The sequence below is a fragment of the Bradyrhizobium sp. CCBAU 53421 genome (assembly GCF_015291625.1).
Lineage (GTDB): Bacteria > Pseudomonadota > Alphaproteobacteria > Rhizobiales > Xanthobacteraceae > Bradyrhizobium.
Map to the genome: position 1 here is coordinate 2,922,508 of NZ_CP030047.1, position 24,489 is coordinate 2,946,996.

The 24,489-nt window shown below is 65.5% G+C and carries 23 protein-coding genes and 1 other RNA gene; 17 read left to right on the forward strand and 7 right to left on the reverse strand.

Going from position 1 to position 24,489, the window contains the following annotated elements; translation table 11 throughout:
* The first annotated feature begins 174 nt into the window (after positions 1-174).
* Complete coding sequence (locus XH92_RS13725; protein WP_194459682.1) at positions 175-3,909, forward strand: AsmA family protein; 3,735 nt, start codon at positions 175-177, stop codon at positions 3,907-3,909.
* Here the strand turns inward: XH92_RS13725 and XH92_RS13730 are convergent.
* From XH92_RS13730 to ssrA, 6 genes are all read right to left on the reverse strand, one after another.
* Positions 3,906-4,238: a VOC family protein gene (locus XH92_RS13730; RefSeq protein ID WP_194459683.1), complete on the reverse strand. Its 333-nt coding sequence runs from the start codon at positions 4,236-4,238 to the stop codon at positions 3,906-3,908. The two genes, XH92_RS13725 and XH92_RS13730, sit on opposite strands and share 4 nt — an antisense overlap.
* A gap of 55 nt (positions 4,239-4,293) precedes the next feature.
* Positions 4,294-4,569, reverse strand: coding sequence for a ribbon-helix-helix domain-containing protein (locus XH92_RS13735; RefSeq protein ID WP_021077181.1), 276 nt, complete (start codon positions 4,567-4,569; stop codon positions 4,294-4,296).
* Positions 4,566-4,769 (reverse strand): DUF4169 family protein, encoded by a 204-nt coding sequence (locus XH92_RS13740; protein ID WP_194459684.1) that lies wholly within the window; start codon positions 4,767-4,769, stop codon positions 4,566-4,568. The genes XH92_RS13735 and XH92_RS13740 overlap by 4 nt, the downstream gene beginning before the upstream one ends.
* A 275-nt stretch (positions 4,770-5,044) precedes the next feature.
* Complete coding sequence (gene fumC / locus XH92_RS13745) at positions 5,045-6,460, reverse strand: class II fumarate hydratase (protein WP_246788396.1); 1,416 nt, start codon at positions 6,458-6,460, stop codon at positions 5,045-5,047.
* A 177-nt stretch (positions 6,461-6,637) separates the two neighbouring features.
* A complete protein-coding gene (locus XH92_RS13750; RefSeq protein ID WP_194459686.1) occupies positions 6,638-7,159 on the reverse strand; it encodes an SspB family protein in 522 nt (173 codons plus the stop codon).
* 143 nt (positions 7,160-7,302) lie between these two features.
* Positions 7,303-7,669: a transfer-messenger RNA gene (gene ssrA / locus XH92_RS13755) on the reverse strand.
* Positions 7,670-7,746: 77 nt separating this feature from the next.
* Here ssrA and XH92_RS13760 point away from each other — a divergent pair.
* The 12 genes from XH92_RS13760 (at position 7,747) to XH92_RS13815 (ending at position 18,358) form a co-directional block, all read left to right on the forward strand.
* Positions 7,747-8,358: a chromate transporter gene (locus XH92_RS13760; protein ID WP_194459687.1), complete on the forward strand. Its 612-nt coding sequence runs from the start codon at positions 7,747-7,749 to the stop codon at positions 8,356-8,358.
* Positions 8,355-8,888 carry a chromate transporter gene (locus tag XH92_RS13765; protein ID WP_194459688.1) on the forward strand — a complete coding sequence of 178 codons (534 nt, stop codon included), beginning with the start codon at positions 8,355-8,357 and terminating at the stop codon, positions 8,886-8,888. Before XH92_RS13760 ends, XH92_RS13765 begins: the two co-directional genes overlap by 4 nt.
* Before the next feature lie 94 nt (positions 8,889-8,982).
* Positions 8,983-9,483 (forward strand): tripartite tricarboxylate transporter TctB family protein, encoded by a 501-nt coding sequence (locus XH92_RS13770; RefSeq protein ID WP_194459689.1) that lies wholly within the window; start codon positions 8,983-8,985, stop codon positions 9,481-9,483.
* Positions 9,484-9,490: 7 nt separating this feature from the next.
* Entirely contained in the window at positions 9,491-11,005 is a 1,515-nt protein-coding gene (locus tag XH92_RS13775; RefSeq protein ID WP_246788397.1) for a tripartite tricarboxylate transporter permease, read from the forward strand.
* Between the two features lie 185 nt (positions 11,006-11,190).
* Positions 11,191-12,171, forward strand: coding sequence for a tripartite tricarboxylate transporter substrate binding protein BugD (locus tag XH92_RS13780; RefSeq protein WP_194459691.1), 981 nt, complete (start codon positions 11,191-11,193; stop codon positions 12,169-12,171).
* A gap of 232 nt (positions 12,172-12,403) precedes the next feature.
* Positions 12,404-13,198 (forward strand): thymidylate synthase, encoded by a 795-nt coding sequence (locus tag XH92_RS13785; protein WP_050401897.1) that lies wholly within the window; start codon positions 12,404-12,406, stop codon positions 13,196-13,198.
* The gene (locus XH92_RS13790) at positions 13,198-13,689 is read left to right on the forward strand and encodes a GNAT family N-acetyltransferase (protein WP_194459692.1); all 492 of its coding nucleotides are present in this window, start codon (positions 13,198-13,200) and stop codon (positions 13,687-13,689) included. The genes XH92_RS13785 and XH92_RS13790 overlap by 1 nt, the downstream gene beginning before the upstream one ends.
* Entirely contained in the window at positions 13,689-14,201 is a 513-nt protein-coding gene (locus XH92_RS13795) for a dihydrofolate reductase (protein WP_194459693.1), read from the forward strand. The genes XH92_RS13790 and XH92_RS13795 overlap by 1 nt, the downstream gene beginning before the upstream one ends.
* 144 nt (positions 14,202-14,345) lie before the next feature.
* Entirely contained in the window at positions 14,346-15,488 is a 1,143-nt protein-coding gene (hflK, locus tag XH92_RS13800) for an FtsH protease activity modulator HflK (RefSeq protein WP_194459694.1), read from the forward strand.
* Positions 15,485-16,384 (forward strand): protease modulator HflC, encoded by a 900-nt coding sequence (gene hflC, locus XH92_RS13805; protein WP_194459695.1) that lies wholly within the window; start codon positions 15,485-15,487, stop codon positions 16,382-16,384. Before hflK ends, hflC begins: the two co-directional genes overlap by 4 nt.
* A 109-nt stretch (positions 16,385-16,493) precedes the next feature.
* Positions 16,494-16,694: a DUF2065 domain-containing protein gene (locus tag XH92_RS13810; protein WP_050421088.1), complete on the forward strand. Its 201-nt coding sequence runs from the start codon at positions 16,494-16,496 to the stop codon at positions 16,692-16,694.
* A gap of 167 nt (positions 16,695-16,861) precedes the next feature.
* Positions 16,862-18,358 (forward strand): Do family serine endopeptidase, encoded by a 1,497-nt coding sequence (locus XH92_RS13815; protein WP_194459696.1) that lies wholly within the window; start codon positions 16,862-16,864, stop codon positions 18,356-18,358.
* Between the two features lie 153 nt (positions 18,359-18,511).
* On the opposite strand, the gene serB is transcribed toward XH92_RS13815, so the two are convergent.
* Positions 18,512-19,429: a phosphoserine phosphatase SerB gene (gene serB / locus XH92_RS13820; protein WP_194459697.1), complete on the reverse strand. Its 918-nt coding sequence runs from the start codon at positions 19,427-19,429 to the stop codon at positions 18,512-18,514.
* Here serB and miaA point away from each other — a divergent pair.
* From miaA to ilvN, 4 genes are all read left to right on the forward strand, one after another.
* Entirely contained in the window at positions 19,428-20,357 is a 930-nt protein-coding gene (miaA, locus tag XH92_RS13825; RefSeq protein ID WP_194459698.1) for a tRNA (adenosine(37)-N6)-dimethylallyltransferase MiaA, read from the forward strand. The two genes, serB and miaA, sit on opposite strands and share 2 nt — an antisense overlap.
* A 606-nt stretch (positions 20,358-20,963) precedes the next feature.
* On the forward strand, positions 20,964-22,739 hold the full coding sequence (locus XH92_RS13830) for an acetolactate synthase 3 large subunit (protein ID WP_074128055.1): 1,776 nt from the start codon (positions 20,964-20,966) through the stop codon (positions 22,737-22,739).
* A gap of 198 nt (positions 22,740-22,937) precedes the next feature.
* The gene (locus XH92_RS13835) at positions 22,938-23,924 is read left to right on the forward strand and encodes a threonine dehydratase (protein WP_194459699.1); all 987 of its coding nucleotides are present in this window, start codon (positions 22,938-22,940) and stop codon (positions 23,922-23,924) included.
* 20 nt (positions 23,925-23,944) lie between these two features.
* Positions 23,945-24,487, forward strand: a complete 543-nt coding sequence (ilvN, locus tag XH92_RS13840; protein ID WP_016841057.1) for an acetolactate synthase small subunit — start codon at positions 23,945-23,947, stop codon at positions 24,485-24,487.
* Positions 24,488-24,489 lie beyond the last annotated feature (2 nt).

A 24,489-nucleotide genomic window follows, 5' to 3' on the forward strand; every position in this document is an offset into this window, starting at 1 on the left:
CCGGCCGGCGTGCACGCACGCTTGAACGGAAATCCCCCTTCCACCTGACGTCGCAGCGGTAAAGCCGCTGTGACTTCGCCATACTTGTCTCTATATTTGGGTTGCTCCGGCCAAGGGTTGGCAAAGGGTTCAGCATAAGGAGGCTGCCGCGGAGCGGGCTCAAAGGGAGACACCGTGCAGACGACGCTGCTCGGCCTGGCAATCGCCTTCATTCTTGCGCTGGTCGCCGCGCTGGTCGGTCCGTATTTCGTTGACTGGAACCAGTTCAGGCCGCAGTTCGAGACGGAGGCGTCCAAGATCATCGGCATGCCGGTTCGTGTCGCCGGCAATCTCGACGCGCGTCTGCTGCCTGCGCCCTCGCTGCGGTTGAAAAACGTCAGCGTCGGCGGCGCCAACGACCTCGGCAAGGTCCGCGCCGCCAATCTCGATGTCGAGCTCAGCCTGAGCTCGCTGATGCGCGGCGAATGGCGCGCGAACGAACTCACCATCAACGGCGTGTCGCTCGACCTCGGGCTCGATCCAAAGGGGCGGATCGACTGGTCGCCGTCGAGCGGCAGCTTCAACCTGGCTTCGCTGGCGATCGACCGTCTCAATCTGACCGGCCGCGTCGCGCTGCACGATGCCGCGAGCCGCAGCACGCTCGAGCTGAACGACATTGCCTTCAGCGGTGATGTCCGCTCGCTTGCCGGCGCGGTCCGCGGCGACGGCAATTTCATGTTCGACGGCAACCGCTACCCGTTTCGGATCTCGTCGGGGCAAAGCGCCGACGGCAGCGGCACCCGCCTGCATTTCAACATCGATCCCGGCCAACGGCCGGTGTCGGCCGATCTCGACGGCATCCTGACCTTCGAGGCCCGCGCACCGCGGTTCGAGGGCAGCGTGACGCTGGCGGGCACGCCCGGCCAGCGCGGCGGCAGCGACATGCCGCCCTGGCGGATCGCCGCCAGGATCAAATCGGATTATTCGGCGGCCCGTCTCGACCAGGTCGAGGTGAGCTATGGCGGCGAGGACCGCGCACTGAAGCTCGCAGGAAACGGCGATCTCAAATTCGGTGCGTCGCCGCTGCTGCGCGCCTCGCTTGCCGCACGACAGCTCGATGGCGACAAGTTCGCCGCCAAGGACAGCGGCAAGGACAGCGGCAAGGATAGCGCCAAGGACGCCGGCAACGGCAATGTCGAGCCGGTGCGCGTGCTGCCGGCGATGCGCGCGGTGTTGTCGGGCCTTCCGCAAAGCCCGATACCGGCGCAGGTCGAGCTGACATCCGAGCAGATCATGCTCGGTGGCCGTCCGTTGCAGGACGTCTCGGCAGAGCTGCAATCGGATGCGAAATCATGGACCGTGCGCCGGCTGGAGTTTCGCGCGCCGGGATCCACGCGGGTCTCGATGAGCGGCGCCAGTGCGCAAGGCGGAGCGTCGAACAGCTTCAAGACCGCGCTCAACATCGAATCGTCCGACCCCGATACGCTGATGAGCTGGCTGCAGGGGCGGGGCGACATCGCCTACCGCAGCCAGAAGCCGCTGCGGTTGCGCGGCGACGTCACGGTGTCGCCGGCCGGCTTTTCGATCGATGCGATGAAGGCGGAGATCGAGAGCGGCACGATCGAGGGCCGCGTCGCGGTCGCGCACCGCGAGGCGACGAGCGGCTCGAAGGTCGAGGCGCAGTTGAAGGCGGAGCGGCTCGACCTCGATGCGACCGCGGCACTGATCCGCTCGCTGGCCGGTCCGCAGGCCGAGTGGCCCGACGAAGCGCAACTGACGCTCGACGTCGGGCGCGCAATCTCCTCGGGGCAGGAATTGCGGCCGTTACTGGCGAAGGTCACCTACAGCCCGAAGAGCATCGTGCTCGAGCGCGTGAAGATCGGTCAGCCCGACAATGTCACGCTTGAGGGCAGCGGCAATTTCGATCGCGCCAATTCGACCGGCAAGCTCGCGGTCGATGCGACCGCGGCGTCGCTTGGCCGGCTGACCGCTGTGGTCCAGCCATTCGCACCGGCGCTTGCCGCCAGGCTCGGCGTGCTGCGCGCGGATGCCGGTCCGGTCCGTGCCAGGCTTGCGCTCGACCTCGGCAAGGGCAAGGCCGCGGATCGCGTCAGCGCGCGCGCGACGGTCGATCTCGACACGCCGCAGCTCAAGGGCAATACGGTGATCTCGGCGACGCCGCCGGTGGCCGCGATCCGTGCGCTGGATTTCGACGCCCTTCGCAGCAGCGAGGTGGCGGGGGAGACGAAATTCTCCGCCGGCGAGGGCCGTGCGCTGCTGGCGCTGCTCGGGCTCGACCGAGCGGTCGCAGCCGGCGCGGGCGCAATGCAATTCGAGGGCACGGCGAGCGGCGCATGGCACGCGCCGTTGCGGCTCAAGGCACGGCTGTGGGGCGGCGGGCTTGACGCCGATGCGGAAGGCACCGCGGAGCCGTGGTCGAAGAATGAGGCCAGCGACGGCAAGTCGAGCGTCAGCCTCCGTGTCCGCAGCGCCGACATCAGTCCGCTGCTCAATCTGAAATCATCCGATCCGACGGCAAACATCCGCCTGTCGTCGAAGCTGACGCTGGCGGGTGACCGGCTGACCTTCGACGACCTCGACAGCATCGTCGCCGGTTCGCGGCTGCGCGGCCGGCTGGCGCTGACGCTCGCCGATCAGAAGAGCATCGACGGCGAAGTCGGCCTCGACCAGATCACGCTGGCGCCGATTTTCGCGGCGGCGATCGGCGCGGCCGGCCACGACACGACCGAGCCGCTCGGCCAGGGGCTGACGAGCGCCTGGCGCGGCAAGGTCACGTTCGAGGCGCTGCACGGTCTGCTGCCGGGCGGCGCCGAGCTGCAGCCGGTCAGCGGCACCATCAGGTCGGATGGACAGTCGCTGACCTTTGACGGCGTCAAGGGCAAGATCGGCGGCGGCGAGGCGACCGCGTCCATCGATGCGCGACAGGGCGTCAACGGGCTCGCCTTGAATGCGAATGTGCAGCTTTCGGGTGTCGACGGTTCGGCCCTGCGCTACCGCAGTCTCGCGATGCCCAAGGGACGCGCCTCGATGCAGATGACGCTGCTGACGCAGGGCCGCAGCGCCTCGGCGCTGATCGGTGCGCTGTCCGGCAGCGGCGCCGTGTCGCTGGAGGGGCTGAATCTTCCGGGCCTCGATCCGCGCGCGTTCGACGTTGCGATCCGCGCCAGCGATTCCGGGCAGGCGACCGACGACACGCGGCTGCGGCAGATCGTCGAACCGGCGCTCGCAGCAGGTACGCTGTCGGTCGCCTCTGCGCAAATTCCCTTCAACATCCGCGACGGCCGTGTCCGGTTCGGCACCACCACGCTCGCGGCGAGCGGTGCCAACGTCATCGTGTCCGGCGGCTACGACATTCCGGGCGACCAGGCCGACATCCGCGCCGCACTGGCATCGACCCAGGTCGGCAGCGGCAACAGCCGCCCGGAAATCCAGCTGCTCGCGGTGGGCACGCCCGACGGATTGTCGCGCAGCATCGATATCGCGGCGTTGTCGTCGTGGCTTGCGGTGCGCGCGATCGACCGGGAGACCAGGCGGCTCGATGCGATCGAGCGCGGCGAACCGGTGCCGCCGCCGACCCCGGCGGCCCTTCCGCCTCCCGCCGGGCCGGCGCCTGATGCGTCGAACTCAAATTCGGCGGCAGTGCCTTCCGTCAACTTGCCGGCGCCGGGCCCTGATCCGCGACGCGTGCCCGCGAAGCCGAAGATCGTCGCGCCGCGGCCGCCGGTCGCCACCGCGCCCGCCATTGTGCCGCCGGCGCCGGTTGCGAGCCAGCCGCAGCTGGCGCCGCTGCCGCCGCCGATCGAGGTCAAGCCGGTGCCCGGCGCGGCCAGGTCGAGGCCGCTGCGGCCGCCATTGTCCCTGACGCCGCAGGTCGCCAACCCGCCGCCGCGGCCGGCGATCCAGAACTAGGGTATTCCGGTTCTGACAGAATCAGAGCCTACGATTGGTGCTGGAGAATATTGATCAGCCGGCCCGTATTCGATCGCGATGCCGGCGGCCCGCATCCGCTGCAGCACCTCGTCGAGATCGTCGACCTCGATCGAGAGATCCGGCATCGCTGTGCCGGAGCCGCCTTCGGAAACGAAGCTGATTTGAACCTGCATCGTTTCGGATGAGCCGTAAGTCGCAACCCATCCGAAATCCATCAGCGGCTCGAGGCCGAGCACATCGCGATAGAACGACTTCGCTGCCGCAATGTCCGATGCGGCAGCGTTGGCGACGATGCGGTTGACCTTCATGCTGAAGTCCGCGCGGCGGAACGACCGTCTGCCGAAGCGACGGTCGGTGAGGCCATCAGGCCTGCTGGCGCGTGTCGACCTGTTGCGGCCTGACATCCGTCGGCACGGCCGGAGTGGCGCGCGAGCGGAAGTAGTCGAGCACGAAAAGACGGATCGCGGAGGACAGATTGCCCTGCTGCCGGTTGCTGTCGATCTCGCCGACCAACTCCGACAGCGTCATGTTCCGCAGACCGGAAATTTCCTTCATGCCGTTCCAGAAGGCTTCTTCGAGGCTGACGCTGGTCTTGTGACCGGCGACGACGATCGAACGCTTGACGACGGGAGACTTCATGATGCGTCTCCACTTTCGATACGCTGCTGGTTTAGGAGGTGCTGATCGAGCACACGCGCGCTGCGCTCGCCGAGAAATTCGTCACGCGCTCGTTCGGATTTGGTGCGACCGAATAGCGCACGATTGGCTTCGGCCTGCTTTGCTGCTTGTTCGCGCTCGCCGCGCTTCTTGAATCGTTTCAGGTTGACCACGTCGCCCATGCTCGTCGTCCTCATCGTCCCCACAGCGGACTTGGTGATGCATCGTGACGAAAGCAAGAGCGATCGCGCTAAGCGCCCGGCTCGATATCCATCCCGAATCTCCATCTGATGCTTGTGATAGCATCAAAGAATCCGTTTCGCTCTGCGAAAACTAGACGTCTGTACCACGCGCCGGCGCAGAGCTGATAGGTGAACAGCCTTAGCCTTTAGGTGTTATGACGCATAATTATATCACGCGCGCTGACCGTAATTATCCGGACATTGCGCGCGTCGCGTTAGCCGGGGTGTGTCATTTTGTCCGGCTGCACGAGGCGATCAAATTCGTCGGCAGTTACGAATCCGAGCCGCAAAGCCTCTTCCTTCAACGTCGTTCCGTGCGCGTGTGCCGACTTCGCGACCTTGGCCGCATTGTCGTAACCGATCTTCGGCGCGAGCGCCGTCACCAGCATCAGCGAGCGCTGCATCAGCTCGTTGATGCGCTTTTCGTCGGCGCGTATGCCGACAACGCAATGCTCAGTAAATGAGCGGACAACGTCAGACAGCAGCTGAATGGAATTTATCATACAATATGCCAACACGGGCTTGTACACGTTGAGCTCGAAATGGCCCTGGCTGCCGGCGACGGTGATCGTGGTCTGATTGCCGAACACCTGGCAGCAGACCATGGTCATGGCTTCGCACTGGGTCGGATTGACCTTGCCCGGCATGATCGACGAGCCCGGCTCGTTCTCCGGCAGGATCAATTCGCCGAGGCCCGAGCGCGGGCCCGAGCCGAGGAAGCGGATGTCGTTGGCGATCTTGAACAGGCCGGTCGCCACCGAATTGATCGCGCCGTGCACCAGCACATAGGCGTCGTTGGAGGCCAGCGCCTCGAACTTGTTCGCCGCGCTGGTGAACGGCAGCTTGGTGATCTCGGCGACATGCCTGGCGAAGGCGCTCGCGAATTCCGGCTTCGAGTTGAGCCCGGTGCCGACGGCGGTGCCGCCCTGCGCGAGCGGAAACAGCTCCTTCACCGCGGTGTGCAGCCGCGCGATGCCGCTCTCGACCTGCGCGGCGTAACCGGAGAATTCCTGGCCGAGCGTCAGCGGCGTTGCGTCCTGGGTATGGGTGCGTCCGATCTTCACGATCCTGGCGAACGCCTCCTGCTTCCGGTGCAACGCCTGATGCAGCTCGGTGAGGGCCGGGATCAGGTCGGCGATGATGCGGCCCGCCGCAGCGATATGCATCGCGGTCGGAAACGAGTCGTTCGACGACTGGCTCATGTTGACATGATCGTTCGGATGGATCGGCTGCTTGGCGCCGAGCTCGCCGCCGAGCATCTGGTTGGCGCGGTTGGCGATCACCTCGTTCACGTTCATGTTGGTCTGCGTGCCCGATCCGGTCTGCCAGACCACCAGCGGAAAATGATCGTCGAGGTTGCCCTCGATCACTTCCCTGGCGGCGCTGATGATGGCATCGGCGCGGCGCGCATCGAGCTGGCCGAGTTCGCGATTGGTCTCGGCTGCGGCAAGCTTGACGAGGGCGAGTGCATGGATGATCGCGATCGGCATCCGGTCGTGGCCGATCTTGAAGTTCTGCCGCGAGCGCTCGGTCTGCGCGCCCCAGTAGCGATCAGCGGCGACGTCGATCGGACCGAAGCTGTCGGTCTCGCTACGGGTGGCGGCGTTGGATGGTGTCGTCGATTGAGCCATGCATGCTCTCCGTTGCGTCATCAGAACGTGGTCCGGCGGTGTGCCGGCTTTCCGCCGCGACAACGCGAAAGCGTCCGCGCGGAAGCACGTTCATGCAGAAGATAGTCCGGGATGACGATCTGTCATCCCGACCCCTCGCAAGCATCCTACAAGGTCGAGGATCGATCGGTGTTTAGATTATTTCTTCCGGAAGCGGTCCAGCCGCACGACCTCGGCGCCTTCGCTGGGCTTTGTGGGCTCCGGCTCGGTCTCGGCCGTCTCGGTCTCGACCGCCGCCCGGGCGGCAGGTGCGGGAAGCGGAGCGGCAGGCGCCGTGGCGGGAGGGGCCTCCTCGGACAGCGCATCCGAGACGTCGAACCGCAGGTCGAAGGGGGCGGACGGATCGAGGAAGCGGGTCACCGCAGCGAACGGCACGTTCAGCCGCTCGGGAATCCCGCCGAACGACAGCCCGACCTCGAACCGGTCCTCGGTCACCACCAGATCCCAGAACTGGTGCTGCAGGATGATGGTCATCTCCTCCGGGTACTGCGCGAGCAGCCGAGGCGACAGCTTCACGCCGTCGCCGTGCGAGAGGAAGGTGATGTAGAAATGGTGCTCACCCGGCAGGCCATGTTCGGCCGCATCCGACAGGACCCGGCGCAGCACCCCGCGCAGCGCATCGCGCGCCAGCACGTCATATCGGATGTGATCGGTCGCCATGGTGATCCTGTCGCTTCGAAAAATGGCCGATGAGCGCCGCCGGACCGTCCGACTCGCCCTTTTGGCCATATGCTACCCCGCCGGGAGCCGGAAATCAGCAGGGCCGGCAGCTCATAATGCGGGCGGACGCCCGATTGGAAATAAGTGGAGGCTTCTGTTGCCAGGTGCCTCCGAACCCCGCCTAACGGAGCTTAACCCGTTAGGACTTTAAGATGGTCTTTCAAACTGCGTTACGCAGCCTGAGCAACCGGAGCAAAGTTGTCGTTGGCAACTATTGCATTGGCCCGATGTCGGCGGAACCATACCGAGAAAAAACACGCCCTTTACGCCCTCGTCGATCCTATTTCGCCCCCGCCAAAAGCCACCGGAGCCAAGGGCTCGGGATGGGTTTTGGTGGAGGCGCCGGGTACCGCCCCCGGGTCCGAATGGTTTATTGCGACGGTCATTTATTTCCATAGCCGGCGAACCGGCACCCCCAATATAGGCGGCACGAACGGAGAAAAATAGAGCCGATTCAGGCTTGTTCAGATGTGAAAACACGCCGATTTGGGTTGGCCGGCGTCCTGGCGCCGTTCTAGATTTTGGCCATGCCCCCGGAATCCCCGCCGGCTGGCGCCCCGGCGCCGGATGCCTTCGCACCGTCTCGGCCCCACCAGCCCGGCCTGCTCGAGCTGTTCCTGGCCTTTGCCAAGATGTCGCTGGCCGGCTTTGGCGGGGTCCTGGTCTGGGCCCGGCGGTCGATCGTCGAGCAGCACCGCTGGATGACCGCGGAGGAGTTCAACGAGACCTTCGCGCTGTGCCATTTCCTGCCAGGTCCGAACATCGTCAACCTTTCGGTCGTGTTCGGCTCGCGCTTCCGCGGCATCGCCGGCGGGCTTGCGGCCTTCGCCGGGCTGGTCGGGCCGCCGATGGTGATCGCGACCGTGCTTGCCGCACTCTACGCCCGCTACGGCGATATCGACGTGCTGCGCCGGACCCTCGCCGGCGTGGCCTGCGCCGCGGTCGGGCTGCTGTTCGCCGTCGTCCTCAAGATGATGATGCCGTTGTTGAAGCGGCGTGATGTCACGGGCCTCGTCATCCTGTCCGCGGTCTTCGTCGCGATCGGTCTGATCCGGTGGCCGCTCCAGATCGTGCTGCTGGTGGCGATCCCGCTCAGCATTGCGACGACGGTGCTGGCGCGACGCATGGTGAAGGCATGAGCTCGGAGCCCAGCCCGATCGCCGCGCTGGTCTGGACCTTCGGTCTGATGTCGCTGTTTGCGGTCGGCGGGGCCAATTCGGCGATCCCCGAAATGCACCGCGCCGCCGTCGACGTGCATCACTGGCTGACCGACAAGCAGTTCGCCGACGTGTTTGCGATCTCTCAGCTCTCGCCGGGACCGAACGTGCTGATCGTGACGCTGATAGGCTATTCCGTCGCAGGCGTCGCCGGGGCGTTGGCCGCGACGGTGGCGATGTGCGGACCGACCGCGCTGCTTGCCTATTATGTGAGCCGTTTCCTCGAGCGCTCGCGCGAGGCGCGCTGGCCGGCCATCATTCAGGCGGCATTGGTTCCGCTGTCGATCGGGCTGATGGCCGCGTCTGGCCTGATCGTGGCGCGGACATCAGACCAAAGTTGGATCGCGGTCCTGATCACCATTGTCGCAGCCGCGCTTGCCTTTGCGACGCGGATCAATCCCTTATGGATGTTGCTTGCCGGAGGTCTCTTGGGTTTCGCTGGCGTTGTCTGACGAAAATCGCTAGCAAGGCTTTCGGTCAACGCACCACAAGCCAAGCCATTCAATCACAACGGGCGGGACAGCCCTGACGGGGGGAAGCGAAGTCATGAGCGATATGCCGAGCGAGGCGCCGGTCAAATCGATCTTGCCGAAATGGGTGCGCGGTCCGCAGGACTTTGTCGGCGGGCTCGCCATGATGGCGGTTGCGCTGTTTGCCTTGTGGGCCTCCAGCGATCTGCAGGGCATGCACGGATTTTCGTTCGGCGCCGGAACTGCGCCGCGCATGTTCGCCGTGCTGCTGCTGTTGCTCGGCGGCGCCGTGGCGCTGATGGGAATTCTGCAGGATGGCCCGCATATCGCGGCCTATTCCTGGCGCGGCCCGCTGTTCGTGTCGGCGGCGATCGTGTTCTTCGCGGTCGCGATCCGTCCGCTCGGCCTCGTCGTCTCCGCCTTTGCCGCCTTCCTGATCGCAGCGCTCGGCTCGCATGAGACAAGATGGCTCGAGGCCATCATCGTCGGGGGCTGCCTGACGCTCGGCTGCGCGCTGCTGTTTCCTTATGTGCTGGGACTTCCGATGCCGATGTTCCCGCGTTTCCTGATCCAGTGAGGGCGTGATGGAACTGTTTGCCAATCTCGCCCACGGTTTCGTGGTCGCCTTCTCGCCGATCAACCTTCTGATGTGCCTGATCGGTGCGCTGGTCGGCACGCTGGTCGGCGTGCTGCCGGGCATCGGCACCATCGCCACCGTCGCGATGCTGCTGCCGATCACCTTCGGTCTGCCGCCGGTCGGCGCGCTGATCATGCTCGCCGGCATCTATTACGGTGCGCAATATGGCGGCTCGACCACCTCGATCCTGGTCAACATTCCGGGCGAGGCGACCTCCGTGGTCACCGCGCTCGACGGCCACCAGATGGCCAAGCAGGGCCGCGCCGGTCCGGCGCTCGCGATCGCCGCGATCGGCTCGTTCTTCGCCGGCTGCGTCGCGACCGTGCTGATCGCCGTGCTCGGCGCGCCGCTGACCAAGCTCGCGCTGGCGTTCGGCCCGGCCGAATATTTCTCGCTGATGGTGCTCGGCCTGATCTTCGCGGTGGTGCTCGCCAAGGGCTCGGTGCTGAAGGCGATCGCGATGATCGTGTTCGGCCTCTTGCTGTCGATGGTCGGCTCCGACATCGAGACCGGCGCCTCGCGCATGGCCTTCAACATCCCGGAGCTCGCCGACGGCCTCGGCTTCGCCACCGTCGCGATGGGCGTGTTCGGCTTCGCGGAGATCATTCGCAACCTCGACCATGGCGCGGAGATGGACCGCAACCTGGTGCAGCAGAAGATCACCGGTCTGATGCCGACCAGGAAGGATCTCGTGGACTCCACGCCCGCGATCCTGCGCGGCACCGTGCTCGGCTCGATCCTCGGCATCCTGCCGGGCGGCGGCGCCGTGATCGCCTCGTTCGCGGCCTATACGCTGGAGAAGAAGCTGGCGAAAAATCCGTCGCGGTTCGGCCGCGGCGCGATCGAAGGCGTGGCGGCGCCGGAGAGCGCCAACAACGCCGCGGCGCAGACCTCGTTCATCCCGCTGCTCACGCTCGGCATCCCGCCGAATGCGGTGATGGCGTTGATGGTCGGCGCGATGACCATTCATGGCATCGTGCCGGGTCCGCAGGTGATGCAGAAGCAGCCCGACCTTGTCTGGGGCATGATCGCCTCGATGTGGATCGGCAATTTGATGCTGATCATCATCAACCTGCCGCTGGTCGGCATCTGGGTCCGTCTGCTGCGCGTGCCGTACCGGCTGATGTTCCCCTCGATCGTGGTGTTCTGTGCGATCGGCATCTACTCGGTGAACAACGCGCCGGTCGACGTCGTGCTCGCAGGCGCGTTCGGTCTGGTCGGCTACTGGCTGATCAAGCACGATTTCGAGCCGGCGCCGCTGTTGCTCGGCATGGTGCTGGGCCCGCTGATGGAGGAGAACCTGCGCCGGGCACTCTTGATCTCGCGCGGCGACTGGAGCGTGTTCCTGTCGCGGCCGCTGTCGGCGGTGCTGCTGGCGATCGCCGCGGCTCTCCTGGTGCTCGCGGTGCTGCCGACCTTGCGTGCCAAGCGCGACGAAGTGTTCGTGGAGTCCGAGGGCTAGAGCATGATCCGGAAAAGTGTGAAGCGGTTTTCCGGATAGATCATGCTCAAGCAGGGAGCGCTGGCGCCTGCGTCGGCGCGCCGCAGGCGGAAGTCGAATCGACACTCGATGTCGTCTCATGAAATGAAAATGCCGGCCGATTTGGCCGGCATTTTCATTGGTCAAACGTTCCGGGAGGAATCGAGATGATGTCCATTCGCTCGCTTGCGGGCGCATGCCTTTCGGCATTTGCCGCGCTGAGTGCGTTCGCCGTGCCGGCGTCCGCGCAAAACTATCCGACGCGCACCATCACCATGATCGTGCCGTTCGCAGCCGGCGGTCCGACCGACGTCATCTCGCGCATCGTCACCGCGCACATGGCGCAGACGCTCGGACAGAGCATCGTCATCGAGAACGTGGTCGGCGCCGGCGGCACCACGGCGACGACGCGCGCCGCACGCGCCGCCAATGACGGCTACACGCTCGTCACCGGACATATGGGCACGCACGCGGCGTCCGTGCCGCTCTACCCGAAGCTCGCCTATCACCCGGAAAAGGATTTCGAACCCATCGCGCTGCTCGCTGGCACGCCGATCCTGATCCTTGCCCGCAAGGATTTCCCGCCAAAGGATCTGAAGGAGTTCGTCGCCTACGTGAAGGCCAATGCCGAGAAGGTCAACGCCGCGCATGCCGGCATCGGCTCGGTCTCGCATGCCTCCTGCGAGCTGTTGAACTCGATCCTCGACGTCAAGCCGGTCGGCGTGCCCTTCAACGGCACCGGCCCCGCCATGAACGCGCTGGTCGCCGGCCAGGTCGACTACATGTGCGACCAGATCGTCAACGCGGTGCCGCAGATCAACGCCGGCACCATCAAGGCCTATGCGGTCGCCACCCCCGAGCGCAATCCGTCGCTGCCCAATGTCCCGACCACGGCGGAGGCCGGCCTGCCGGCATTCCAGGCCCAGGCCTGGAACGCGATCTTTGCGCCGAAGGGAACTTCGCCCGCGATCATCGCCACGCTGAATGCCGCGGCGATCAAGGCGCTCGACGATGAGAACGTGCGCAAACGCCTGCTCGAGCTCGGCAGCGTGATCCCTCAGCCTGCCAACCGCACGCCGGAGGCGCTCGCGACCCTCGTCAAAAGCGAGATCGCGAAGTGGACCCCGGTGCTGAAGCCGGCGACTTAACTTAACGCGATCAAGCGGATAGGGCAGGGGCGGAACGCGAGTTCCGCCCCTTGTCGTTTGGCGCAAGGGTGCTCACTTTTCGGGGTATAATCGGTGTATCCAGCCGAATCGGCGTGTCGGTCGGCGGCCCCGGCCGCTAAATTCGCCGCCTCCGGTAGTTTTGACGCGTTTTCTTTACGCGAACCGGTATCCACTTCGCTCGAAAACGCTTTGAGAGCCCGAAACACACGCCATGAACCAGTATCACGACCTGCTCGAACGCATCCTCGCCGATGGTGCTGAGAAGCACGACCGCACCGGCACCGGCACGCTGTCGATTTTCGGCCACCAGATGCGCTTCAACCTCTCGGCCGGCTTCCCAATGCTAACGACCAAGCGGCTGCCGCTGAAGGCGATCGTGCACGAGCTGCTCTGGTTCCTCGCCGGCGACACCAACATCAAATATCTCAACGACAACGGCGTCACGATCTGGGACGAATGGGCTGACGCCAACGGCGATCTCGGTCCGGTCTACGGCTCGCAATGGCGCTCCTGGCCCGCGCCCGATGGCCGCAGCATCGACCAGATCACCAACGTGATCGAGATGATCAAGCGCAACCCGGACTCGCGGCGGCTGATCGTCAGCGCCTGGAATCCGGCCGAGGTCGACAAGATGGCGCTGCCGCCGTGCCACTGTCTGTTCCAGTTCTATGTCGCCAACGGCAAATTGTCCTGCCAGCTCTATCAGCGCTCCGGCGACGTCTTCCTCGGCGTGCCCTTCAACATCGCCTCCTACGCGCTGCTGACCATGATGGTGGCGCAGGTCACTGGCCTCAAGCCCGGCGATTTCGTGCACTCGCTCGGCGACGCGCATCTCTATTCGAACCACCTCGAGCAGGCGAGGCTGCAATTGACGCGGCCGACGCGGCCGCTGCCGACGATGGCGATCAATCCCGACGTGAAGGACATCTTCGCCTTCCGCTACGAGGACTTCAAACTCGAGGGTTACGATCCGCATCCGCACATCAAGGCTGAAGTCGCGGTCTGATGTCGCTGACCATCCGCCGCGCACGGCCCGATGAGGCCGGACTGGTGTTCTCGCTGGTCCGCGAGCTCGCCGACTATGAGAAGCTCCTGCACGAGGTTCATGCCAGCGAGGCCGATATCGCCGAGGCGCTGTTCGGCACCAACCCGCGGCTCTATTGCGACATCGCGGAATGGAACGGCGAGCCGGCCGGTTTCGCGGTCTGGTTCGTCAACTTCTCGACCTTCGCCGGCCGACACGGCATCTATCTCGAAGACCTCTTCGTGCGTCCGGCGCTGCGCGGCAAGGGCATCGGCAAGGCGCTGCTGGTGCATCTGGCCAAGCAATGCCGCGCCAATGGCTGGGCGCGCCTGCAATGGGCGGTGCTCGACTGGAACGCGCCGTCGATCGCGTTCTACAAGTCCATCGGCGCCGAGCTGATGGACGAATGGACGATTTGCCGCGTCTCCGGCGAGGCCTTGTCGGCGCTGGCGCTGGCGGAAGGAGCGCGCTGATGGAGATCGTGCTGGTCGTTGCGGTCGCCGAGAACGGCGTGATCGGGAGCGATAACGCGATCCCGTGGCGGCTGAAATCCGACCAGCAGCGCTTCAAGGCGATCACGCTGAACAAGCCCGTCGTGATGGGGCGCAAGACTTTCGAGTCTCTGCGCAGGCCGCTGCCAAATCGGACCAACATCGTGGTGACGCGCGATGCGAACTACCGCGCGCGCGGCGCCATCGTCACCACGTCGTTCGAGAACGCCCGCGCAATTGCGCTTGGTGACGCGCTGCGGCGTTTCGCCACTGAAATTGCAATCATCGGTGGCGCGGAAATCTACGCGCAATGGATGGGCATAGCCGATCGGCTCGAGATCACCGAGGTTCACGCCCGGCCGGACGGCGATACGCGGTTCGACCAAATCGATACGGAGCAGTGGGAAGAGGTCGCGCGTGTGCGAAATCCGGCAGGCGAGGGCGACAGCGCCGACTTCTCCTATGTGACATATCGTCGGCGCGCCCGGGGTTAACCAATGTTTGCATTGACAATTATGCCCCGGCGCATAGCTCGTCCGGCCAGGAAGCTTGCGTTGTAAGGGCCTGAGCGGTCCCCTATAACCGGGCCGGACATTCGAGGCCGGGCGTCCCGTCCGGACTTGCCGAGGAGATGTTTGATGCCGTGGAAAAATCAAGGCGGGGGGCCGTGGGGCTCGGGTCCGAAAGGGCCATGGGGCACAGGTCCGCAGTCGGCCGGGCCAAGGCCGCCGGATCTTGAGGATCTGCTGCGGCGCGGCCAGGACCGGCTGCAGCAGTGGCTGCCCGGCGGTCATTTCAGCGGCATGGGCATAGCGCTGGTGCTGGTCGCGGCGCTCGCGATCTGGTTCGCGACCGGGCTTTTCCGCGTCCAATCCGAAGAGCTCGGTGTCGTGCTGCGGTTCGGCAAATACGTCCGCGATGCCCAGCCGGGCCTGCGCTATCACCTGCCGTATCCGATCGAGACGGTGCTGCTGCCGAAGGCGCTGCGCGTCAACACGATCTCGATCGGCATGACGCTGATCGACGATCCCGCACGGCGCGGCCGCACCATGCGCGACGTGCCGGAAGAGAGCCTGATGCTGACCGGTGACGAGAACATCGTCGACGTCGACTTCACCGTGCTGTGGCGCATCAAGCCGGGTGGGGCCGGCGCCTATCTGTTCAACATCCAGAATCCGGAAGGCACCGTGAAGGCGGTTGCCGAAAGCGCGATGCGTGAGGTGATCGGCCGCTCGCAGATCCAGCCGATCCTGACCGGGGCGCGCAACGTCACCGAGCAGAACGTCCAGGAGCTGATGCAGAAGACGCTCGACAGCTACAATGCGGGCATCCAGATCACCCAGGTGCAGATGCAGAAGGTCGATCCGCCGGCGCAGGTGATCGACGCTTTCCGCGACGTCCAGGCGGCGCGCGCCGACCTCGAGCGCAAGCAGAACGAGGCACAGACCTACGCCAACCGGATCGTGCCGGAAGCGCGTGGTCGTTCCGCGCAGATCCTGCAGGCCGCCGAAGGCTACAAGGAGCAGGCGGTCGCCGAGGCCAAGGGCCAGAGCGCACGCTTCCTGAAAGTCTATGAAGAGTACAAGAAGGCACCCGACGTGACGCGCGAGCGCATCTATCTGGAGACCATGGAAAAAGTGCTCGGCAGCTCCGAGAAGCTGGTTTATGACGGCGGCCAGGGCCAGAACATCGTGCCCTATCTTCCGCTCGGCGAACTGACCACGCGGCGTCCGCCGTCGGCGCCGGCCACGACCGGCCAGCAGCAGGGAGCCACCCGATGAGGTCCCCTGTCACCGGCATCGTGTCCCTGGTCCTACTCTTCATCGTTCTCGCCGTCGGCTACAGCTCGGTGTTCACCGTGCAGCAGACCGAGCAGACCATCGTGCTGCGGTTCGGCGAGCCGGTCGACATCGTCACCGAGCCCGGCCTGCACTTCAAGGCGCCGTGGAATTCGGTGATCAATGTCGACAAGCGCATCCTCGATCTGGAGAATCCGTCGCAGGAAGTGATCGCCTCCGACCAGAAGCGGCTCGTGGTCGACGCCTTCGCGCGCTATCGCATCAAGAATGCGCTGCGCTACTACACCAGCGTCGGCTCGATCCAGGCCGCCAATCTGCAGCTGACCACGTTGCTGAACGCGTCGCTGCGCCGCGTGCTCGGCGAGGTCAACTTCATCACGGTGGTGCGTGACGAGCGCGAGAAGCTGATGGCGCGGATCCGCGAGCAGCTCGACAAGGAGGCCGACGGCTACGGCATCGAGGTCGTCGACGTCCGGATCCGCCGCGCCGACCTGCCGGAGCAGAACAGCCAGGCGGTGTACGACCGGATGAAGACCGAGCGTCAGCGCGAGGCGGCCGAGTTCCGTGCCCAGGGCGACCAGAAGGCGCAGGAGATCCGCTCCAAGGCCGACCGCGAAGCGACCGTGATCGTCGCCGAGGCGAACTCGGCCGCGGATCAGACCCGCGGTGCGGGCGATGCCGAACGCAACCGTCTGTTCGCCGAAGCCTACGGCAAGGACAAGGACTTCTTCGCGTTCTATCGCTCGATGACGGCCTATGAGAACGGCCTCAAGCCCAACGATACGCGTTTCCTGTTGCGGCCGGACTCGGAATTCTTCAGATACTTCGGCAGCGCCAGCGGCAAGCCGCTTGAGGCGGCCGCCGCGCCGAAACAGTAGCGTCGAGACCTGAACATCAAGACTTGAACATCACGATCCGGCGGCGATGCGGACCACGCGTCGCCGCCACCAAACAAACAACAATCATCGAGCGGGAGGTTGCCATCCGATGAGGTCAATAGCGTTCGGCGACTTCCTCATCGGGTTGGGAATCCTGTTCGTGCTCGAAGGCATCCTGTTCGCGGCAAGCCCCGCCTGGATGCGCCGGGCGATGAAGAGCGCGCTCGCCACCCCCGACAACATCCTGCGCATCGTCGGCATCGGCTCGGCGGTCGCGGGACTTGTCCTGATCTGGGCAGTGCGGCGCTGAGCATTGCCTGTTCCGTCCCGCAGATCGCGCCGGAATGAACATAATCGTGAGCCTCTCGCAGCCGGTTTTTCGCCGAAATGCCCGGCTGAGATGCTTGCGCCAAATGCCCCTTCGGGCGCACTCTGCAACCAGCTAGTTTGAACCCGTTTGCCTGGAGAAACTCCGACATGATCGCTGCCAGACCAGCCCTGAGCCGTCGCCTCCGCATGATGGGAGCTGCGATCTCGATCGGTGCTGCGAGCATGCTGAGCTCCGTGCCGGCGTTCGCACGCGGTCCCGAGGGCATCGCCGACATCGCCGAGAAGGTGATCGACGCCGTCGTCAACATCTCGACGTCGCAAACGATCGAGGCCAAGGACCGGACGATGCCGCAGTTGCCGCCGGGCTCGCCGTTCGAGGAATTCTTCGACGACTTCTTCAAGAACCGCCGCGGGCCGCCCGGCAAGGGCGGCGACAAGAGCGGTGAGTTCCAGCCGCGCAAGACCAACTCGCTCGGCTCGGGTTTCATCGTCGACACCGCGGGCATCGTCGTCACCAACAACCACGTCATCGCCGACGCCGACGAGATCAACGTGATCCTGAACGACGGCACCAAGATCAAGGCCGAGCTGGTCGGCGTCGACAAGAAGACCGATCTTGCGGTGTTGAAGTTCAAGCCGCCGAAGCCGCTCACCGCCGTCAAGTTCGGCGACAGCGACAAGATCCGCCTCGGCGACTGGGTGGTCGCGATCGGCAACCCGTTCAGCCTCGGCGGCACGGTGACCGCGGGCATCGTCTCGGCCAAGAACCGCGACATCAGCCAGGGCCCGTATGACAGCTACATCCAGACCGACGCCGCCATCAACCGCGGCAATTCGGGCGGTCCGCTGTTCAACCTCGACGGCGAGGTGATCGGCGTCAACACGCTGATCATCTCCCCGACCGGCGGCTCGATCGGCCTCGGTTTCGCCGTGCCGTCGAAGACGGTGGCGGGCGTCGTCGACCAGTTGCAGAAGTTCGGCGAGCTGCGTCGTGGCTGGCTCGGCGTGCGCATCCAGCAGGTCACCGACGAGATCGCCGACAGCCTCAATATCAAGCCGGCGCGCGGCGCGCTGGTTGCCGGCGTCGACGACAAGGGCCCGGCCAAGCCGGCCGGCATCGAGCCGGGCGACGTGGTCGTCAAGTTCGACGGCAAGGACGTCAAGGACCCGAAGGATCTGTCGCGCATCGTCGCCGACACCGCGGTCGGCAAGGAAGTCGACGTCGTCATCATCCGCAAGGGCAATGAGGAGACCCGCAAGGTCACGCTCGGCCGGCTCGAGGACAACGACAAGGTCCAGCAGGCCAACGCCAAGCCGAAGGACGACACCGCCGAGAAGCCGGTGACCCAGAAGGCGCTCGGTCTCGATCTCGCGGTGCTGAGCAAGGACCTGCGCACCAAGTACAAGATCAAGGACAGCGTGAAGGGCGTTGTCGTCACCGGCGTCGACAATGCTTCCGACGCCGCCGAGAAGCGGCTGTCGGCCGGCGACGTCATCGTCGAGGTGGCGCAGGAGGCGGTGTCCAGCGCCGCCGACATCAAGAAGCGCGTCGACCAGCTGAAGAAGGACGGCAAGAAGTCGGTGCTGCTGCTGGTCTCCAACGGTGACGGCGAACTGCGCTTCGTCGCGCTCGGCGTGCAGTAGAGGCGCTTGCGCCTCACCCCACTGTCATCCCCCGCGAAAGCGGGGGATCCAGTACGCCGCGGCCGTCGTTGTTGAGGAAGTGGGCAACGGCTTTTCTGAACAAGTGGCGTCGGGGGTTATGGGTTCCCGCTTTCGCGGGGACGACACCATAGACTATCCCCCCACGAACTCGTCCCGCCGAAAACCCTGCGCATACAGCAGCGCGGTGAGATCGCCGTGGTCGATCCGCGCTGCCGCCGCTGCCGCGACCGCCGGCTTGGCGTGATAGGCGACGCCGAGGCCGGCGGCCTGGATCATGCCGAGGTCGTTGGCGCCGTCGCCGACCACCAGCGTGTCGATGTCGTCGAGGTCGAAGGATTCGGTGAGCTCGATCAGGGTGGCGAGCTTGGTGGCGCGGCCGAGGATCGGCTCGACCACTTCGCCGGTCAGCTTGCCGTCAGCGACCTGCAGCTGGTTGGCGCGGTTCTCCTGGAAGCCGACCTTCTCCGCGACCACCTTGGTGAACAAAGTGAAGCCGCCCGAGATCAGGCAAGTATAGGCGCCGTGCGCGCGCATGGTCTTGACCAGCTCGCGGCCGCCCGGCGTCAGCGTGATGCGCTTGTCCAGCACCTCGTCGACGACGCCGACCGGCAGGCCCTTGAGCAGCGCCACCCGCTCGCGCAAGGCCTTCTCAAACTCGATCTCGCCGCGCATCGCGCGCTCAGTGATCGCGGCGACATGCGCCTTCAGCCCGGCGAAGTCGGCGAGTTCGTCGATGCACTCCTGGCCGATCATGGTCGAATCCATGTCGGCCAGAAAAAGCTTCTTGCGCCGGCCGATCCGAGGCTGCACGACAATGTCGATTGGCAGGTCGCCGCTGGCCTGGCGCAGGCGCTCCTCGACGGCCTTGATCTCGTCCTTGCCGGCATCTCCGCTGGAATCTTGGCTCTCAAAGGGAATGTCGACGGCGACTTCGTTGAACAGCCACTGCGCCGGTCCGGGTGAGGGCAGCACGGCCCGTGCTCCGTCGACGATGGTGGAGTCGAGCGCGGGGCTTGCGGGATTGCAGATCAGCGTGGCAACGAGGGACATGCAGGCGCATTCAGGATTGTTGGACAGGGCAGTGCTTATCGCAGGGCCGACAGCCAGCGGCAAGTCGGCCCTGGCGCTCGCGCTCGCGCAGCGGACCGGCGGGGTCGTGATCAACACCGACTCCATGCAGGTCTATGGCGACCTCCGGATCATCACCGCGCGGCCGACCGCTGCCGAGGAGGCGCAGGTTCCGCACCGGCTCTACGGCCATGTCGATGCCGGCGTGAATTTCTCCGCGGGCGCCTGGGTGACTGACGCGGCAAAGGTGCTCGGCGAGGCGCGTGCGCAGGGACGGCTGCCGATCTTCATCGGCGGTTCGGGGCTCTACTTCAAGGCGCTGACGCGCGGCCTGTCGGCGGTGCCGCCGATCCCTCCCGATGTGCGCGAGGAGGTGCGCGCAAGGCTGGAGCAGCGCGGCGTCGAGGCGCTGCATGCCGAGCTTGCGCTGCGCGATCCGGTGTCGGCCGAACGGCTGAAACCGCGCGACCGCACCCGCATCGCGCGGGCGCTCGAGGTCGTCGAGGCCACCGGCCGCCCGCTGCCGGACTGGCATCGCGATGGCCTGCCGCCGCTGCTGCCGCCGGGCCAATTCCATGCGCTGTTTCTCGCGCCGGAGCGCGAGCAGCTCTATGCGCGGATCGACGCGCGGTTCGGTGCGATGCTCGATGCCGGCGCGCTCGACGAGGTCGCGGCGCTGGCGGAGCGCGGGCTCGACCCGCTGCTGCCGGCCATGAAGGCCCATGGCGTCCCGGCGCTGATCCGGCACCTCAAGGGGGAGATCAGCCGGGAGCAAGCCGCCGAGACTGGCCGCGCCGACACCCGCCACTACGCCAAGCGCCAGTTCACCTGGTTTCGCCACCAGCTGCCGGAATTCGAATGGGTGGTGCCGGAGGCCGCGAAGGAGTGGCTGGAGAGCCGGATCTCGTAGCCGGGATGATGGCGCGGAGCGAAATCCGGGCTGCGCGCCCTAACCTCCCCTTGAAAAGGGGAGGTCGCTTTGCTCGCTAGAGCAAAGCGGGTGGGGATCAACTCTCTCCACGAGCAGCGTCACCTGCGGTTGACCCCCATCCTGACCTTCCCCCTTTCAGGGGGAAGGAAAAGATAGATGCGGGGGACTTCATCCCGGGAGACGCTGGTCCCGGATTTCGCTTCGCTGCATCCGGGCTACGGACTGCGCCGAGCCGCTGGCAGCGCACGCCCGTCTGCCATGCGCGTTGCGCCGCGCAAAAACACTCGCCGAACGGCTGGAACCCCGTTACACTTCAAAAATCGCGAAAATGCTTGCCTTGCCTTGACATTCGGGCTTTGGCCGCTATGTTCGCGCAACCTTTGGGAAGACTGGGTCGTCTCGTGCGCAACATTATTACCAAACTCCTTATCGCCGTCGTACCCAGGCACACCGCCGGGGATGGCTAGCGGCCATCCAAATTCGGGCGGTGTGCATGGGGCCTCTGGGGCCCCTTTTTATTGCCCGAAACCGAACTGACGAGAACTGACAAAAGCCGCGCAAAACCAAGCGCATCCGGAGCGAACCATGACCGACAAGAGCCACGATCCCAATCAGATGACCGGCGCCGCGATGATCGTGCGCGCGCTCATCGATCACGGCGTGCAGCATGTCTTCGGCTATCCCGGCGGTGCGGTGCTTCCGATCTACGACGAGATTTTCCAGCAGAGCGAGGTCGAGCACATCCTGGTCCGCCACGAGCAGGGCGCCGGCCATGCCGCCGAGGGCTATGCCCGCTCGACCGGCAAGCCCGGCGTGGTGCTGGTGACGTCCGGCCCCGGCGCCACCAACATGGTGACGCCGCTGACCGACGCGCTGATGGATTCGATTCCGCTGGTCTGCATCACCGGCCAGGTGCCGACCCATCTGATCGGCAATGACGCCTTCCAGGAATGCGACACCGTCGGCATCACGCGGCCCGCCACCAAGCACAACTGGCTGGTGCGCGACGTCAACGACCTCGCCAGGGTGCTGCATGAGGCCTTCTATGTCGCCACCACCGGCCGGCCCGGTCCGGTGCTGGTCGACGTGCCGAAGGACGTGCAGTTCGCGACCGGCACCTATCATCCGCCGCGCAAGTCGGATGTGCACATCTCCTACACGCCGCGCGTGAAGGGCGATGCGACCCAGATCCGCAAGGCGGTGGCAATGCTCGCCAATGCCAAACGTCCCGTGATCTATTCCGGCGGCGGCGTGATCAATTCGGGTCCGGAGGCCTCGAAGCTGCTGCGTCAGCTGGTGGAGGCGACCGGTTTCCCGATCACATCGACCCTGATGGGGCTCGGCGCCTATCCGGCCTCGGGGCCGAACTGGCTCGGCATGCTCGGCATGCACGGCACCTACGAGGCCAACATGACCATGCATGATTGCGACGTCATGCTGTGCGTCGGCGCGCGCTTCGACGACCGCATCACCGGCCGCGTCGATGCCTTCTCGCCGGGCTCGAAGAAGATCCACATCGACATCGACCCGTCCTCGATCAACAAGAACATCCGCGTCGACGTGCCGATCATCGGCGACGCCGGCAACGTGCTCGGCGATTTGCTGCAGGTCTTCAAGGCGGAAGCCAAGAAGCCGGACATCAAGGCGTGGTGGCAGCAGATCGCGCAATGGCGCGCGCGCAACTCGCTGTCCTACCGCAAGAACAACGATATCATCCTGCCGCAATACGCGATCCAGCGCCTGTTCGAGCTGACCCGCGGCAAGGATACCTACATCACGACCGAAGTCGGTCAGCACCAGATGTGGGCGGCGCAGTTCTTCGGCTTCGAGGAGCCGCACCGCTGGATGACCTCGGGCGGCCTCGGTACCATGGGCTACGGCCTGCCGGCCGCGGTCGGCGTGCAGGTGGCGCATCCGGACAGCCTGGTGATCGACATCGCCGGCGACGCCTCGGTGCAGATGACGATCCAGGAGATGTCGACGGCGGTTCAGTTCGAGCTGCCGATCAAGATCTTCATCCTGAACAACCAGTACATGGGCATGGTGCGGCAGTGGCAGCAGCTGCTGCACGGCAACCGGCTGTCGCATTCGTACTCCGAGGCACTGCCTGATTTCGTCAAGCTCGCCGATGCCTATGGCTGCGTCGGCCTGCAGGCGACCAAGCCGTCCGATCTCGACGGCGCGATCAAGGAGATGATCTCGATCAAGCGCCCGGTGCTGTTCGACTGCCGCGTCGCCGCGCTCGAGAACTGCTTCCCGATGATCCCGTCGGGCAAGGCGCACAACGAGATGCTGTTGCCGGAAGAGGCGACCGACGAGGCCACCGCGAAGGCCTTCTCCGGCGGTAAGGCGCTGGTGTGATGATGTCGAATCCGCGGCAGACACACTCTCTCTTCACCTCGCCCCGCTCGCGGGGAGAGGTCGGATTGCGCGTGAGCGCAATCCGGGTGAGGGGGAGTCTCCGCGATTCCAACTCTCACCGCGTCCGCGGAGAGTCCCCCTCACCCCAACCCTCTCCCCGCAAGCGGGGCGAGGGAGCAGACCGCAAGCGGGGCTTCAATGTTTGATCTCAACGAGCTCGAGCGCGCGCACAGGATCGTCGGCACCGCAGTGCCGGCGACGCCGGCGTATGCCTGGCCATTGCTCGCCGAGCGGCTCGGCACCGAGATCGTGGTCAAGCATGAGAACCACACCCCGATCGGCGCCTTCAAGGTGCGCGGCGGCCTGGTCTATCTCGAACGGCTGAAGCGCGAGCGGCCCGATGTGCCCGGCATCATCTCGGCGACGCGCGGCAATCACGGCCAGAGTCTGGCGTTTGCCGCGAGCCGCCATGGCGTGCCGGCGACAATCTACGTGCCGCGCGGCAACTCGGTCGAGAAGAACCGCGCCATGCACGCGTTCGGTGCCGAGCTCGTCGAGCACGGCGAGGACTTTCAGGCCGCGCGAGAAGAGGCCGAGCGCCGCGCCCAGTTCGCCGGCCTGCACATGGTGCCGTCGTTCCACCCGGACCTGGTGCTGGGCGTTGCGACCTATGCGCTCGAACTGTTTCGCTCCGCGCCCGGCCTCGACATTCTCTACGTGCCGATCGGGCAGGGCTCCGGCATCTGCGGCTGCATCATGGCGCGCGACCTGCTCGGCTTGAAGACCGAGATCGTCGGCGTGCAATCGACCGAGGCGCCGTCCTACGCGCTGTCGTTTGCGGCCGGACAGATCGTGACCACCGAGACCAGCAACACGCTTGCCGACGGCATGGCGACGCGGATTCCGGACGCGGATGCGTTCGCGCTGATCCGCAAGGGCGCCTCGCGCATCGTGCAGATCACCGACGACGAGGTCGGCCAGGCGATCCGTGCCTATTGGACCGACACCCACAATCTCGCCGAGGGCGCGGGCGCCGCGGCGCTCGCAGCCGCGCTGCAGGAAAAGAGCAAGCTCGCCGGCAAGCGGGTCGGCCTGGTCCTGAGCGGCGGCAATATCGATTTCGATCTGTTCCGGACCTGGATTGGGACGGATGCTGCGCCGGCCGCTCAGCGGGCGGTGGCGTGAAAGAACGTAAGGGGACGACCATGAACCAGCCCGCATCCGCCTACTTCCTCGAAGAGCGTCACGATCCGAACGAGACGCACACGCTGTCCGTCCTCGTGCAGAACGAACCCGGCGTGCTCGCGCGCGTGATCGGGCTGTTCTCCGGCCGCGGCTACAACATCGAGAGTCTCACGGTCTCGGAAACCGAGAGCCAGAAACACCTCTCGCGAATCACCATCGTCACCACGGGCACGCCGATGGTGATCCAGCAGATCAAGCATCAGCTCGACCGCATGATCCCGGTCTACCGCGTCGTCGACATGACGCTGACCGGCAGCTCGATCGAGCGCGAGCTTGCGATGGTCAAGGTGAGGGGCGGTGGCGATCACCGCGTCGAGGCGCTGCGGCTGGCGGATGCGTTCCGCGCCCGGGTGATCGATGCCACGACCGAGAGCTTCGTGTTCGAGATCACGGGCAACTCGTCCAAGATCAGTCAGTTCATCGACCTGATGCGCCCGCTGGGCCTGGTCGAGGTGTCGCGAACCGGAGTGGCCGCGATCACGCGTGGGCCGGAGGGGATGTGAAT